Raw genomic sequence first — 14,713 nt, 5'->3', positions numbered from 1 at the left:
CATTCGCAGCCGTCCCCGCCTGTTTTCTTCAGCGCTGGTAGGCACTTTGGTCGTCCTGGCCCTGGGCTATTTACCAGCCTTCCAAACCGCTACCCGCTTGATATTGGGCTGGAACACCTTTGCCCTGATTTACCTGGCGCTGGCCGGACGCATGATCTTCTATTCCGACCACGACAAGATACGTCGGCGCGCGCAGCAACAGGACGAAGGCCGCGGCACGATACTGGCCCTGGTGGTGCTGGCCGCAATGGCCACCTTAGGCGCCATCATTGCCCAACTGGGAGTGGTGAAAGACTTGCAAGGGTGGTTGCGCTACACCCATCTCGGCCTGGCTGTCTTGACCATCGTCACATCCTGGGCCTTTACCCACGTGATGTTTGCGCTGCACTACGCCCATGACTTCTATGCAGCGCTGGTGCGCGGCAAGCCAGTAGGCCTGTCCTTCCCGGGCACGGACAAGCCGGACTACGGCGATTTTCTGTATTTCGCCTGCATCATCGGCACCTCGGGCCAAACCGCCGACGTCAGCTTTACTACTTCGTCCATGCGGCGTACCGGTCTGCTGCACTGCGTGCTGGCCTTCTTCTTCAACACCACCCTGGTGGCGCTGACCATCAATATTGCATCCGGGCTTCTGTGAATACTTCCTTCCCTACGCCTCCATCCCGTCGGCTGAACAACCCGGCCCTGGTCCTGCTGCTGCTAGCGCTGTGGCTGCTGGCCACTTTAGGCGTGCGCCCCCTGCTACTGCCCGACGAAGGGCGCTACGGTAATGTGGCGCGCGAGATGCTGCTGGGCGACGGCCTGGTGCCTACGCTGAACGGCCTGCCCTTCTTCCACAAGCCGCCGCTGATGTACTGGTTGGACATGGCCGCTTTCCAGGTATTTGGGGTCAGCGCATTTGCTGCGCGGTTTGGCGCCTTCGTTGGCGCCTGGCTGATGGGTGCATCGCTGTTCCTCGCGCTACGCCGCTGGGTCGGCCTGCGGTTTGCACTCATCGCGCTAGGCATACTGGCCACCTGCCCATTCTTCTATGTGGGCAGCCAATACGCCAATCTGGACATGCTGGTGGCCGGCATGCTGACCGTGGCCATACTGTGCTTTGTACGCGCGCTGGAACTGCCCAAGATAGACCTGGCCTGGTTGGTCGCCGGTTGGCTAGCCTGCGCACTGGCGATGTTGGCAAAGGGCCTGATCGGCTTCGTGCTGCCAGCACTGGTGCTGGGCCCCTGGCTGCTGGCGCAGGGCCGTTGGCGCCAGATCATCGGCATGCTGCACCCGCTGGGCTTGCTGGCGTTCGGCCTGGTGGCGGCACCCTGGTTTCTGTGGATGCAGCAGCGCTTTCCGGGGTTTTACGACTATTTCTTCATAGAGCAGCATTTCCGCCGCTTCGCCCAGGCCACGTTCAACAACGTCCATCCGTTCTGGTTCTACATCGCTGTGTTGCCGCTGCTGACACTGCCGTGGAGCCTATGCTTGCGCAGCCAGTTGCAGCCCAGCCCCGACACACCAGCCCAGCCACTCAAAGGGCTGACCAGCCTGTTGGTGTGGTGGGTACTGGCCATCGTCGGATTCTTTTCGCTGCCCAGCAGCAAGCTGGTGGGCTACATCCTGCCGGCATTGGCGCCCTGGTGCGCGCTGCTGGCCGTGGCGGTTGCGCGTGGCCGTGTCTGGCGTTGGCTGATACCGACCAGCGCAGCGCTGTGTGTGGCTGTAGTGCTGGGCCTGGCCTGGAAGGCACCCGGCTCGCACCGGGACGTGGCCGAAGAACTGGCCCGCGTGCAGCAGGTCGAAGACCATGTGGTGTTCATCAACGAAGCGTTTTACGACGTGCCGTTCTATGCCCATTTGCGCCAACCTGCCATCGTGCTGAGCACCTGGAACGATGCGGATATTTCCCAGCATGACAACTGGCGCAAAGAGTTTGCCGACGCCGCCCGCTTCGACACGGCCCAGGCCGCCAAAGTGCTGTGGACGCCCGACCGCCTCACCACGCTGCGCTGCAGCCCCGGCACGACCTGGCTGGTCGCCGAGAAAAACTACAGCCTGCCGCCAGAGATGGGAACTGCCAGCCCGGTCTTCACCGGTACCAACGCGCAGCTGCTGCGGCTGGAAAAAACCGGCTGCCCTTAAATCGTCCCCAGCACCACGCCCGCACTGCGCAAATCCTGCGCAAAAGCCTCGCTACGCAAATACGCCCATTCGCGCAGCCGTGCGGGGGCAATCGGGTCCACCACGGTGTGCGGTGGGCCGTCCACGCCAGGGTGGCAAAACAGCAAACCACCCTCGGCAGGCAGAGCCGCCAGCCAGGCACGCATACGCCCAGCATAGTCGGGATCAATAAAGTCGTAAGCCCCGGTCAAACAAGGGTTGTGGCGTATACCCTGGCGGGCCAGCGCGCTTTGCAGCGCACGGCCGCCGGTTGCCTGGATCAGCCATCGTTTCACCCCCTCGCCCGGCCCCAACAGGCGGCCGGTGGCACGCACGGCCGGCATCGGCGACAGCGACGTGACCAACTCCAGCAGCACCTGCCGCACACCGGGCAAATGGTGCACATGCTGGTGGCCGTCCACGAATTGCGGGGCGCCGTCGGTCGCATCGGCAAAGGCCTGCCACTGTGCCCGCAACTCCAGAGCGATGGCGGCCAATGGCAGTTGCCGCAGATGCGCCGCCAAAATCAGCTTGGGCAGGCTGGGAAAACGGGGCCAATGGTGGCGCAGCTCCGGACTCAGGGGCTGGCCTTCGGTGAGGTTGAAATGCAGTCCGCGCTGCACGGCGGCAGGCATAGCCGCCAGCAAAGGTAAAGAAGCCTGCCAACCCGGCGCCTGCGGCATGCACGACACCAGATTAATACAACCGGCCTGGGCCAGCTCTGCAATCCCTTCGGAAATACCTGGCGTCAGACCAAAATCATCTGCGCACATAGCCAGAACACGCGTCACCCGGCCTGCCCTTCATCCGCATCGGTAAACGTGCTACGCCCTTGCTCGGACGCCACGATGTATATGGGCCGGTGTTTCACCTCATCAAAAATCCGCCCCACGTATTCGCCCAGTATGCCGATGGACAGCAGCTGCACACCGCTGAAGAACATCATGCTGGTCGCCAAGGTTGCCCATCCGGGCACGGCCTCTGAGTCTATGTAGTGCTCGATGATGATCCAGCAGCCAAACAGCAAGGCCCCCAACGCGATCAAGGAGCCCAAAGCGCTCCATAGGCGCAGCGGGAAATTGGTGAAGGTGGTAACGCCGGTAAACGCCAGCCGAGCCAGCCGCTTGAGCGAGAAACTGCTCTGCCCGGAAGCCCGTTCGTGTGGTGTGTAAGGCAGTATCTGCGTGCGAAAACCCACCCAGGCAAACAGCCCCTTCATGAAGCGATTGCGTTCGGGCAAGGACTTCAGGGCGTCCACGACCCGACGGTCCATCAGCCTGAAATCCCCGGCATCCACAGGTATGTGCACCGAAGAGTTGGTGTTGATCAGCCGGTAAAACAACCAGGTCCCCAGGCGCTTGGCCGCGGTTTCGTCGGCGCGCGACGAGCGCGCGGCACACACCATGTCCACACCGTCGCGCCAGGCATGCAGCATGGGGCCCAACATGTCCACCGGATGCTGCAAATCGGCATCCATACACACCACCACATCGCCCTGGGCGTGTTCAATACCGGCAGTGAGTGCACATTCCTTGCCGAAGTTGCGGCTCAGGCGCAAATAGCGCACACCGGATGCGCTGACCCAGGGCAACATGGCAAGGGGCGTGGCATCGCGGCTGCCATCGTCCACCACCAGCACCTCCCATTCGTCCGTCAACTGGCGCAGTGCGTGCGTCAGTCCGGTCAGCATGGCCGGCAGGTTGGACGCCTCGTTATAGGCAGGCACCACCACGCTCATGCGCGGGCGCATGGAACGGATTGAAAAAGAGGCCTGTACCACAGCCGGTTCGTTATTCATAAAAACTATATTATTCAAGCCCCCGGAGCCCCTGCCCGAGTCGCAAGTTCTAAGTGTAGGTGTTCACCGTAACGCTGCCGTGAACGCGCGTATTGGTGTTTCCTCTCCACTTAAAGCAACAAGCAACTGCTATATTGCACTGCAACAATACTTTCCCCCTGCTGAAACCCACCATGCTCTACCAAATCTACGAAACCCAGCGCGCGTTGATGGAGCCGTTTGCAGATTTTGCGCAAGCAGCTTCCAAGCTTTACAGCACCCCTTTGTCCCCCCTGGGTAAAACCAGCCTGTCGCAGCGCGTATCTGCCGGCTATGACCTGCTCTACCGCCTGGGCAAGGACTATGAAAAGCCCACATTCGGCTTGCAAACCATCGAGGTAGACGGCACCAATATCGCCATCCACGAGCGCGTGGAAATCGACAAGCCCTTCTGCGAACTGCGCCGTTTCAAGCGCTTCACCGACGACATCCACACCCTGACCCAGCTCAAGGGCCAGCCCGCCGTGCTGATCGTGGCCCCCCTCTCGGGCCACTACGCCACGCTGCTGCGCGACACCGTCAAAACCATGCTGAAAGACCACAAGGTCTACATCACCGACTGGAAGAATGCCCGCCTGGTGCCGCTGTCCGAAGGCGAATTCCACCTGGACGACTATGTGAACTATGTGCAGGAATTCATCCGCCACCTGCAAGGCATTTACGGCAACTGCCATGTCATGAGCGTATGCCAGCCCACCGTACCGGTGCTGGCAGCCGTGTCGCTGATGGCCTCGCGCGGTGACCTTACCCCTCTGACCATGACCATGATGGGCGGCCCTATCGACGCCCGCAAGTCGCCCACCGCGGTGAACAACCTGGCCATGAACAAGAGCTACGAGTGGTTTGAAAACAATGTGATCTACAAGGTGCCCTCCAGCTTCCCTGGCGCAGGCCGCAAGGTCTACCCCGGTTTCCTGCAGCACACCGGCTTCGTGGCAATGAACCCGAACCACCATGCCAAAAGCCATTACGACTACTTCCAGGACCTGATCAAGGGCGATGACGTGAGCGCCGAAGTCCACCGCAAGTTCTACGACGAGTACAACGCCGTGCTCGATATGGACGCGCATTACTACCTGGAAACCATCTCCACCGTGTTCCAGGACTTCAAACTGGTCAACGGCACCTGGAATGTGCGCGGCTTAGACGGCAAGATCGAATTGGTGAAACCGCAAGACATCCACCAAACCGCCCTGCTGACCGTGGAAGGCGAGCTGGACGACATTTCTGGCTCCGGCCAGACCCGTGCCGCACATGATCTTTGCACCGGCATCCCCACCAGCCAGCAGTGGCACTACGAAGTCCAGGGCGCAGGCCACTATGGCATCTTCAGCGGCCGCCGCTGGCGCGAGATGGTGTACCCCGAAGTCAAGGCTTTTATCAAGGCACACAGCCACATTGCCGCCACCGCTACGCCCAGCACCACCACGCCCGCTACACCTACTGCACCGGCAAGCCCAGCTCCAGCAGCACCCGTGGCTGTCAAACCGGCAGCCGCAGCGCCCGTGGCCCGCAAGGTGGCAGCTCGCAAGCCTGCGACCCAGAAAGCCTGATTCCGCGCAGGGCCCAGGTGCCAGTGCTTTCGCCCCCCTCGGCCCGCATGCTGCAAGCCGAGCAGATCAACGCTGCGCTTCCGCAAACCCAGTGCACCCGTTGCGGCTACCCGGACTGCGCATCTTATGCGCAGGCCATTGCCGCACAGGAAGCCCCCATCAACCAATGCCCCCCCGGCGGGGCCGAGGGCATTGCGCGGCTGGCACGCATTACCGGGCAGGCGGTGATACCGCTGAATCCCGTCTTTGGGGTGGAAACCAGCCGCGCCGTGGCTGTGATCGATGAAAGCTGGTGCATAGGCTGTACCCTGTGCCTAGCCGCCTGCCCCACCGACGCCATTCTGGGCAGCAACAAACGCATGCATACCGTCATCGAGGCGCACTGCACCGGCTGCGAACTCTGCCTGCCCGTCTGTCCGGTGGACTGCATCCAGATGCTGAACGCCAGTGGCGAGCGCACCGGCTGGAACGCATGGTCTGCCGCCGAGGCGCTTAACGCCCAAACTCGCTATGCAATCCATAGCAGCAGGCGCAATCAGGAAGAGCGCCAGACCGATAAAACATCTAAACAACCCAGCCAGGTAGCTGCCCCCACCTCACCAGCCAACGCGCTGCCCGCCGCAGACGCCAAGCAGGCCACCATCGCCGCCGCGCTGGCCCGCGCCCGCGCACGGCGCCAATCCGACGCCAGCTGACCAAGCCATCCACAAAGGGGAGCATGCCCCAGAGCCTGTGGCTGCTAAAAGCCTACAACGCAGGAGTCGGCCTTGTTATAGTCAATTGGCGTTACAAAATGCCACATCGATCAGCCATTCCCAGGAGCCTGTCCATGCAAACCTCTCTGCGAAACATCCGAATCTTGGCCTGCACCCTGGGTGCTTTCTGGGCGTTCTCAGTGATGGCCCTGGACAAACCGGAGGGGCGCGTCATCCTGACCGTCAGCGGCGCGATCACCCAGGCCAATGTTGGCGCCAATGCGGAATTCGACATGAAGATGCTGGAAAAGCTGCCGCAAAAAACCTTCACCACGCAAACCCCCTGGTACGCCACACCGGTCAGCTTCACCGGCCCCTTGCTGCGCGATGTGCTGGCCGCCGCCGGCGCCAAGGGCAACAAGATCCTGGCCACGGCACTGAACGACTACAAGACCGAAATCCCGTTTGACGATGCCGTCAAGTTCGACACCATCGTCGCCCGCCTGATGAACGACAAGCCCATGCCGGTGCGCGAAAAAGGCCCCTTGTTCATCGTCTACCCGTTTGACACCAAGCCCGAGCTACGCACCGAAACCTATTACAACCGCTCTGCCTGGCAGCTCAGCAGCCTGAAGGTTCAATAAAGTGTTTGCGTCCAACGGGTAGGCCAGCAGCCCTCAACCCAGGTCCCGCCACCGCGCAAACCGGCACAGACCGGCCCAGTCTTTCAGACGCTCTGTAGTAACTGCGTACGTGCCAGCCATGCCAGCACGTACCGAATGACGAGGAGATACCATGAGCCATCCATCCGATGTGCCAGACAGACTGACGGTACTGGTGGTAGACGACACGCCAGACAATCTGTCACTGATGAGCAACCTGCTGCGCAGCGTGTACCGGGTCAAACTGGCGCCGAATGGTGAGCGCGCGCTGAAAATCGCCCAGGCCGACGACAAACCAGACCTGATCCTGCTCGACATCATGATGCCCGGCATGGACGGCTACGCGGTGCTCCGCCAGCTGCAAGCCCAACCGGCAACCGCGAATATCCCCGTCATCTTCCTCACCGCGATGAGCGCCACGGAGGACGAGAAAATTGGCCTCGACCTGGGGGCCGTGGACTACATCACCAAGCCCATCAACCCGGCCACCGTCATGTCCCGGGTACGCAACCACCTGGAGCTGAAGCGGGCACGCGACTTTCTGCAGAACCAAAGCCGCTTCCTGGAGCTGGAGGTGCAAAAACGCACCCGCGAAGTTGCAGCCATACAGGACATCACCGTGCGGGCCATCGCCCTGCTGGCCGAAACCCGCGACAACGAAACCGGCAACCACCTGCGCCGCACCCAGAAATACGTCAAGGCGCTGGCGCAGCAGCTGCAGACCCACCCGCGCTTTTGCGACGAACTGACCGATGCGGCCATAGAGTCGCTGTACAAATCTGCACCGCTGCACGATATCGGCAAGGTCGGCATTCCTGACCGCATCCTGCTCAAGGAAGGCAAGCTGGACTTCAACGAATTCGAAATAATGAAGACCCACACCACGCTGGGCCACGCGGCGCTGGTCAAGGCCGAGGAAGGCGCGGACTACGCCACGGCATTCCTGCGCTACGCCAAGGAGATCACCCTGTGCCACCAGGAAAAGTGGGACGGCTCGGGCTACCCACAGGGCCTGCGCGGCGACGCCATACCCGCCTCAGCGCGTCTGATGGCGCTGGCCGATGTGTACGACGCCCTGATCTCCAAACGCGTCTACAAGCCCGGCTTCAGCCATGCCGAGGCCAGCGACATCATCCGCAGGGGTAGCGGCACACATTTCGACCCCGACATCGTGACGGCCTTTGGCGCAATCGAGGCGCAATTCCAGAAAATTGCCACCGACTTCGCCGACGATGACGGCATGGCGTCGGCCGAGGTGTACCGCATGGCCCTGGAGTTCGCGGCCGAATCCAGCGTAAAGATTTAAGCTTGGACCTGCGCCCAGCGCGCGAATGCGCCCACCACCTCGGGCGGCGCCTGCACCAGCTCGATCAGCACGCCCTCGCCCGACACCGGGAGCACCTCGTTCGACTTGGGGTGCACAAAGCAGATATCGAAACCCGCAGCCCCCTTGCGGATGCCGCCCGGCGCAAAGCGCACGCCCTGGGCCGTCAACCACTCCACGGCCAGCGGCAAGTCGTCCACCCACAGCCCCACGTGGTTCAGCGGCGTGGTGTGCACCGCCGGCTTTTTGTCTATGTCCAGCGGCTGCATCAGGTCCACCTCGACCTTGAACGGGCCGCTGCCGAGGGCGCAGATGTCCTCGTCCACGTTCTCACGCTCGCTGACGAAGTTACCGGTGACCTCCAGGCCCAGCAGATCCACCCACAGTGTGCGCAAACGCTGCTTGTCGGGGCCACCAATGGCGATCTGCTGGACGCCCAGCACCTTGAAGGGCCTGTCCTGAGCTTGTCGAAGGGGACGGGTCATCGGTTTAGGACGCCAGCACGCCCGAGGTCGGCAGGCCCAGCTTGGCCAGCAGCTGGCGGTCAGCTTCCACATCCGGGTTGCCGGTGACCAGCAGCTTGTCGCCGTAGAAGATCGAATTCGCGCCGGCCAGGAAGCACATGGCCTGCACGGCCTCGCCCATCTGCTGGCGGCCGGCCGACAGGCGTACGCGAGCGGTCGGCATGGTGATGCGGGCCACCGCAATCACGCGCACAAACTCCAGCGGGTCCAGCGGCGGCGCATCGGCCAGCGGCGTGCCTTCCACCCGCACCAGGTTGTTCACCGGTACCGATTCGGGATAGGACGGCTCCAGATTCGCCAGCTGGGCCACCAGGCCGGCGCGCTGGGCACGGGTTTCGCCCATGCCGACAATGCCGCCGCTGCACACCTTCACGCCAGCGCCACGCACGCGGTCCAGCGTGTCCAGGCGGTCCTGGTAGACACGGGTGTCGATGATGTCGCCGTAGAAATCGGGCGAGGTGTCCAGGTTGTGGTTGTAGTAGTCCAGGCCGGCGTCGCGCAGCTGGGCGGCGTGGCCGTCTTCCAGCATGCCCAGGGTGGCGCAGGTTTCCATGCCCAGGGCCTTCACGGCCTTCACCAGTTCGGCCACGTTGTCCACATCGCGGTCCTTCGGGCTGCGCCAGGCCGCGCCCATGCAGAAGCGCGTGGCACCGGCCTCCTGGGCCGCCTTGGCCGCGGCGACCACCACATCCACGCCCAACATCTTGGTGGCGGGGGTGCCGGTGTCGTAGTGCACCGACTGCGGGCAGTAGCCGCAGTCTTCTGGGCAGCCCCCGGTCTTGATAGACAGCAGGGTCGAGAGTTGCACGTCACCTGCGGGGAAGTTCTCGCGGTGCACGGTTTGCGCGCGGTGCATCAGCTCCAGGAAAGGCAGCTCGAACAGCGCCTCGACTTCGGCCAGAGGCCAGCGTTCTTCGGAATTCACCACGGGTTTCGGAGCCGTACGGTGCAAAGTGATCGGCTGTTCAAGGGTCGCAGTATTCATGGGTATCTCTTATGCAAAACGGACAATGGGCTGGTCTACAGACAGGGATTCTCCCTTAGCTGCCAAGACCTCTTCCACCACGCCATCGGCGGCGGCGAACAGCACATTTTCCATCTTCATGGCTTCGATCACGGCGACACGCTCGCCGGCCTGCACTTTTTGCCCCGGCTGCACCGCCACATCCACCAGCAAACCCGGCATGGGCGAGAGCACGAAACGGCTCATATCCGGCGGCGCCTTGTAGGGCATCAGGGCGTGCAGGGCTGCTGCACGCGGCGACAGCACCAGGGCATCCAGCTGGCGGCCGTCATGCGCGATGCGCAGGGCCAGCGGGTTGCGCGGCGTGCCCCGTTCCACCTGGGCGGTAAAGGCTTGGCCGTTGCATGTGCCATGGATACGCGGCGAGCCCAGGCGGGCATTACTACAAAATTTATAGCTTCTTGCGCCGATAGATACTGCGCTGGAGCCTGTTTTCCCTTCAAAGTCCTGCACACGAACCTGGGTGTGCACCGTGTGCCCGCCAGCACCCAGGGCCACCACGGTAAAGGCCTCACCCACCTCCACCTCGTGCCCAGCCACCTGGCCGCGGATGCCGCTGGCGCGGTCGCGGTAGCGGCGGTGCACAAAGGCGGCCAGGGCTAGCAGAAAGTCGGGGTCTGCATGCGGCACGTCCTCGGCGCGGAAGCCGCTGGCGTAGTGTTCGGCGATGAAACCCGTGTTGAAGTCACCGGCCACAAACTTCGGGTGCGCCAGCAGCGCCGCCTGGAACGGGATGTTGCTGCTTACGCCGCGAATGACAAAGCCGTTCAGCGCCTCGCGCATCTTGGCGATCGCATCCAGCCGGTCCGTGCCGTGCACGATCAGCTTGGCGATCATGGAGTCGTAGAACATCGGGATCTCGCCGCCGTCCTGCACACCGGTATCCACACGCACGCCGTACAAGTCCTGCGTGTTCGCCTGGAACATGCTTTCCTTCGGCGGCTGGAAGCGCACCAGGCGCCCAGTGCTGGGCAGAAAGTTGCGGAACGGGTCTTCGGCATTGATGCGGCACTCCATGGCCCAGCCATTGCGTTTGACCTCGGCCTGCGCCAGCGGCAGCTTCTCGCCCGCCGCCACGCGGATCATCAGCTCCACCAGGTCCAGGCCGGTGATGCACTCGGTCACCGGGTGCTCCACTTGCAGGCGGGTGTTCATCTCCAGAAAGTAAAAGCTCTGGTCCTTGCCGACCACGAACTCCACCGTGCCCGCGCTCTGGTACTGCACGGCCTTGGCCAGGGCCACCGCCTGCTCGCCCATGGCTTTGCGCGTGGCGTCGCTGATGAAGGGGCTGGGCGCCTCCTCGATCACCTTCTGGTGCCGGCGCTGGATGGAGCATTCGCGCTCGTTCAGGTAAATCACGTTGCCGTGTGCATCGCCCAGCAGCTGGATCTCGATATGGCGGGGTTCCTCGACAAACTTTTCGATGAAAACACGGTCGTCGCCAAAGCTGTTGCGCGCCTCGCTGCGGCAGCTGGTGAAGCCCTCCAGCGCCTCCTTGTCGTTATAGGCCACGCGCAGGCCCTTGCCGCCGCCGCCGGCGCTGGCCTTGATCATCACCGGGTAGCCTATGCCATGGGCGATCTGCACCGCGCGCTCGGCTGTTTCTATGGCGTCATTGACGCCCGGGATGCAGTTCACACCTGCTGCAGCTGCTAGTTTTTTGGAAGCAATCTTGTCGCCCATCGCCGCAATCGAATGGTGCTTGGGCCCAATGAAGACAATGCCCTCTTCCTCCACCCGCTTGGCAAACTCGGCGTTCTCGCTCAGGAAGCCATAGCCTGGGTGCACCGCCTGCGCGCCGGTGGCCTTGCAGGCGGCGATGATCTTGTCGGCCTGCAGATAGCTCTCGCGGCTGGGGGCGGCGCCGATATGCACAGCCTCGTCTGCCAGCTCCACGTGGCGCGCGTCCTTGTCGGCGTCCGAGTACACGGCCACCGTCTTGATGCCCATCTTGCGGGCCGTAGCAATAACGCGGCAGGCAATCTCCCCACGGTTCGCGATCAGTATTTTGGTGAACATGGAATAGTCCTAAGTTTTATTCTTCAGCAAAGCTTTGCGTTCGGCGGTGAAGTCCCACCAGGGTTGGCGTGGCCCACCGTTCATGAATTTCTTGGCAGCCATGAAGGTGTCCAGTACGCAGGGATCGTGGCGCTGGCCCATGGGGCCGCGCAGAGCCTCGTAGACCGCCACGGGGTCCATGGCGGCCACATCGGCGGGGGTCCGCAGACCCAGGCCACGCAGGTCTTGCGCGATGGATGCACCGATATTCGGGATGTCGGTCAGTACGCGGACCTGGGCAGCAGTATCGGCTTTGGGCATGGCTACTCCTCCACTCAAGACAGGCCACGCCTGAGCATCCGGCGTTTGCCGACGAACCGGATCGACTCGACGTAGCGGTAGGAAATGAAAGACAGCACGTATACCAGCAGCACATAGGCGGTGAACCACAGCCACTCCAGCATGCCGCCTGCGGGGCGCCAGGCAATGGCATGCAGCAACACCAGCACCACCGGGTGCCAGAGGTAGGTGGAGTAGGAATAGTCGCCCAGCCGAACCAGAAAACTTGCCCCTGGCAAACGGCTGACCCAGTTGTTGCACAGCAGAGCACTCAGCACCATGGCGCAGGCCAGAAACATCTTGAACGCCCCCGAAAACTGCCAGACCACGGGCCAAGGGTAGGTCGCCAGATACGCCACCGTCACGCCTGCGATCGCAACGGCCAAAAGCAAAACACTACGCCGGCGCTGGTTCTGCGCAGGCAGCGCCAGCCATTGGCCGGCCAGCAGCCCCACCGCGAACAAAATCAAGAGTGGGCTGCTGGCGATGCTGGCCAACCACCACTGCGGCCCCCATACCAGCGGCAGCACGCACAAAACACCCAGGGTCGGCCACAGCCAGGCCCGCCTGAACAGGCCCAACATCAGCGCCAGCAGGGCATAAAAAAACATCTCGAAATTCAGCGACCAACCCACCACCAGCGTCGGGAACAGCCCCAGGCCTGCAGGGTGCTGGTGCGGAACAAAGGCCAGGGATAGCAGCAGGCTTTGCAGCGTCCACACACCCCAGTTCAAAGCGCCCAGCCCCACCACGCTGGCCGCCAGAATCAGACACAGCGTCGCCACCCAGTAGGCCGGCACGATGCGCTCCACCCGCCTGGCCAAAAAACTGAGTGCGGACACGGGGCGCTGCGCCAGCGAACGCTGCATGATGAAACCGCTGATCACAAAGAACACAAACACCGCGTAGGTACCCACCGCCCCGGCGAAATGCCACAGGCCTGGACTGTCATCCATGTTGTGAAAGAACTGGTGGTAGTGGTGCAACACCACCAGCCAGGCCGCCACGGCCCGCAGTATCTGCAGGGACAACAGCTTGTTCATCGCGCGCTCTGCATGCTTACAGCGGAATATTGCCGTGCTTGCGCCACGGGTTTTCGATCTTCTTGCTGGCCAACATGACCAGGCTGCGGCAGATGCGCTTACGGGTTTCGTGCGGCAGGATCACGTCGTCGATGTAGCCGCGCGCACCAGCCACAAAAGGGTTGGCGAAGCGGGCCTTGTACTCGGCTTCCTTGGCGGCCAGCTTGGCCGGGTCGCCCTTGTCTTCGCGGAAGATGATTTCCACCGCGCCCTTGGCGCCCATCACGGCGATCTCGGCATGCGGCCAGGCAAAGTTGACGTCGCCGCGCAGGTGCTTGGAGGCCATCACGTCATAGGCGCCGCCATAGGCCTTGCGGGTGATGACGGTGACCTTGGGTACGGTGCATTCGGCGTAGGCGTAGAGCAGCTTGGCGCCGTGCTTGATGATGCCGCCGAACTCCTGGCTGGTGCCGGGCATGAAGCCGGGCACGTCCACGAAGGTGATGACCGGGATATTGAACGCATCGCAGAAGCGGATGAAGCGCGCGGCCTTGATGCTGCTCTTGATATCCAGGCAGCCGGCCAGCACCAGCGGCTGGTTGGCCACGATGCCCACCGTCTGGCCCTCCATGCGGGCGAAGCCGATGACGATGTTCTTCGCGTATTCGGGCTGCAGCTCGAAGAAGTCGCCGTCGTCCACCGTCTTGGTGATCAGCTCCTTCATGTCGTAGGGCTTGTTGGGGTTGTCGGGCACCAGGGTGTCCAGGCTGTAGTCCATGCGATCGGCACGGTCGCCGCTGGGGCGCAGGGGCGCTTTTTCGCGGTTGTTCAGCGGCAGGTAGTTGTACAGGCGGCGCAGCATCAGCAGCGCCTCCACATCGTTCTCGAACGCCAGGTCGGCCACGCCGCTTTGCGTAGTGTGGGTGATGGCGCCGCCCAGTTCCTCGGCCGTCACCTCTTCGTGGGTTACGGTCTTCACCACCTCGGGGCCGGTGACGAACATATAGCTGCTGTCCTTCACCATGAAGATGAAGTCGGTCATGGCCGGGCTGTACACCGCACCGCCGGCGCAGGGGCCCATCACCATGCTGATCTGCGGCACCACGCCGCTGGCCATGGCGTTCTTCAGGAACACGTCGGCATAGCCGCCAAGCGAAGCCACGCCCTCCTGGATGCGCGCACCGCCCGAGTCGTTCAGACCGATCACCGGCGCTCCGACCTTCATCGCCTGGTCCATGATCTTGCAGATCTTCTCGGCATGGGCTTCGCTCAAAGCGCCGCCGAACACGGTGAAGTCCTGGCTGAAGACAAACACCAGACGGCCGTTGATCATGCCGTAGCCGGTGACCACGCCGTCGCCGGGAATCTTGTTGTCGGCCATGCCGAAATCGGCGCAGCGGTGCTCGACAAACATATCCCATTCTTCGAACGTACCCTCGTCCAGCAGCAGCTCCAGGCGCTCACGCGCCGTGAGCTTGCCCTTGCTGTGCTGGACGTCGATGCGCTTTTGCCCGCCGCCCATGCGGGCTTGTTCGCGCTTGGCTTCCAGCTGTTCCAGGATATGTTGCATAAGAATGGTTGCTC

The 14,713-nt window shown here is 62.7% G+C and carries 14 protein-coding genes; 6 read left to right on the top strand and 8 right to left on the bottom strand.

Annotated features, from left to right (window positions below; translation table 11 throughout):
• Positions 1 to 46: 46 nt before the first annotated feature.
• The gene (locus AC07R0_RS21940) at positions 47 to 640 is read left to right on the top strand and encodes a DUF1345 domain-containing protein (protein ID WP_495106451.1); all 594 of its coding nucleotides are present in this window, start codon (positions 47 to 49) and stop codon (positions 638 to 640) included.
• Positions 637 to 2,133 carry a phospholipid carrier-dependent glycosyltransferase gene (locus tag AC07R0_RS21935; RefSeq protein WP_495106450.1) on the top strand — a complete coding sequence of 499 codons (1,497 nt, stop codon included), beginning with the start codon at positions 637 to 639 and terminating at the stop codon, positions 2,131 to 2,133. The genes AC07R0_RS21940 and AC07R0_RS21935 overlap by 4 nt, the downstream gene beginning before the upstream one ends.
• Here the strand turns inward: AC07R0_RS21935 and AC07R0_RS21930 are convergent.
• The gene (locus tag AC07R0_RS21930) at positions 2,130 to 2,924 is read right to left on the bottom strand and encodes a ChbG/HpnK family deacetylase (protein WP_495106449.1); all 795 of its coding nucleotides are present in this window, start codon (positions 2,922 to 2,924) and stop codon (positions 2,130 to 2,132) included. The two genes, AC07R0_RS21935 and AC07R0_RS21930, sit on opposite strands and share 4 nt — an antisense overlap.
• 14 nt (positions 2,925 to 2,938) lie before the next feature.
• On the bottom strand, positions 2,939 to 3,949 hold the full coding sequence (locus AC07R0_RS21925; RefSeq protein ID WP_495106448.1) for a glycosyltransferase family 2 protein: 1,011 nt from the start codon (positions 3,947 to 3,949) through the stop codon (positions 2,939 to 2,941).
• 173 nt (positions 3,950 to 4,122) lie between these two features.
• Between AC07R0_RS21925 and AC07R0_RS21920 the strand changes: the two genes are divergently transcribed.
• The 4 genes from AC07R0_RS21920 to AC07R0_RS21905 all read left to right on the top strand — a co-directional run bounded on the left by AC07R0_RS21920 (position 4,123) and on the right by AC07R0_RS21905 (position 8,204).
• The gene (locus tag AC07R0_RS21920) at positions 4,123 to 5,541 is read left to right on the top strand and encodes a polyhydroxyalkanoate depolymerase (protein WP_495106447.1); all 1,419 of its coding nucleotides are present in this window, start codon (positions 4,123 to 4,125) and stop codon (positions 5,539 to 5,541) included.
• A gap of 47 nt (positions 5,542 to 5,588) precedes the next feature.
• Positions 5,589 to 6,236 (top strand): RnfABCDGE type electron transport complex subunit B, encoded by a 648-nt coding sequence (locus AC07R0_RS21915; RefSeq protein ID WP_495106446.1) that lies wholly within the window; start codon positions 5,589 to 5,591, stop codon positions 6,234 to 6,236.
• A gap of 134 nt (positions 6,237 to 6,370) precedes the next feature.
• Positions 6,371 to 6,880, top strand: a complete 510-nt coding sequence (locus tag AC07R0_RS21910) for a putative pterin-binding protein (RefSeq protein WP_495106445.1) — start codon at positions 6,371 to 6,373, stop codon at positions 6,878 to 6,880.
• Positions 6,881 to 7,031: 151 nt separating this feature from the next.
• A complete protein-coding gene (locus AC07R0_RS21905) occupies positions 7,032 to 8,204 on the top strand; it encodes a response regulator (RefSeq protein WP_495106444.1) in 1,173 nt (390 codons plus the stop codon).
• Here AC07R0_RS21905 and AC07R0_RS21900 read toward each other — a convergent pair.
• The 6 genes from AC07R0_RS21900 to AC07R0_RS21875 are packed head-to-tail and all read right to left on the bottom strand — an operon-like array spanning position 8,201 to position 14,699.
• Positions 8,201 to 8,707, bottom strand: coding sequence for a VOC family protein (locus tag AC07R0_RS21900; protein ID WP_495106443.1), 507 nt, complete (start codon positions 8,705 to 8,707; stop codon positions 8,201 to 8,203). The genes AC07R0_RS21905 and AC07R0_RS21900 overlap by 4 nt on opposite strands.
• 4 nt (positions 8,708 to 8,711) lie before the next feature.
• Positions 8,712 to 9,731, bottom strand: coding sequence for a biotin synthase BioB (gene bioB, locus AC07R0_RS21895; RefSeq protein WP_495074810.1), 1,020 nt, complete (start codon positions 9,729 to 9,731; stop codon positions 8,712 to 8,714).
• A 9-nt stretch (positions 9,732 to 9,740) separates the two neighbouring features.
• The gene (locus AC07R0_RS21890; RefSeq protein ID WP_495106442.1) at positions 9,741 to 11,789 is read right to left on the bottom strand and encodes an acetyl-CoA carboxylase biotin carboxylase subunit; all 2,049 of its coding nucleotides are present in this window, start codon (positions 11,787 to 11,789) and stop codon (positions 9,741 to 9,743) included.
• A 9-nt stretch (positions 11,790 to 11,798) separates the two neighbouring features.
• Positions 11,799 to 12,089 carry a helix-hairpin-helix domain-containing protein gene (locus AC07R0_RS21885; protein ID WP_495106441.1) on the bottom strand — a complete coding sequence of 97 codons (291 nt, stop codon included), beginning with the start codon at positions 12,087 to 12,089 and terminating at the stop codon, positions 11,799 to 11,801.
• 14 nt (positions 12,090 to 12,103) lie between these two features.
• Positions 12,104 to 13,150: an acyltransferase family protein gene (locus AC07R0_RS21880; protein ID WP_495106440.1), complete on the bottom strand. Its 1,047-nt coding sequence runs from the start codon at positions 13,148 to 13,150 to the stop codon at positions 12,104 to 12,106.
• A 16-nt stretch (positions 13,151 to 13,166) separates the two neighbouring features.
• Positions 13,167 to 14,699 (bottom strand): acyl-CoA carboxylase subunit beta, encoded by a 1,533-nt coding sequence (locus AC07R0_RS21875; RefSeq protein ID WP_495106439.1) that lies wholly within the window; start codon positions 14,697 to 14,699, stop codon positions 13,167 to 13,169.
• Positions 14,700 to 14,713 lie beyond the last annotated feature (14 nt).

This window comes from Rhodoferax sp. GW821-FHT07F03, assembly GCF_059418745.1.
The sequence above is the reverse complement of the archived record's forward strand: the minus strand, read 5'-3'. Positions and strand labels throughout refer to the sequence as shown.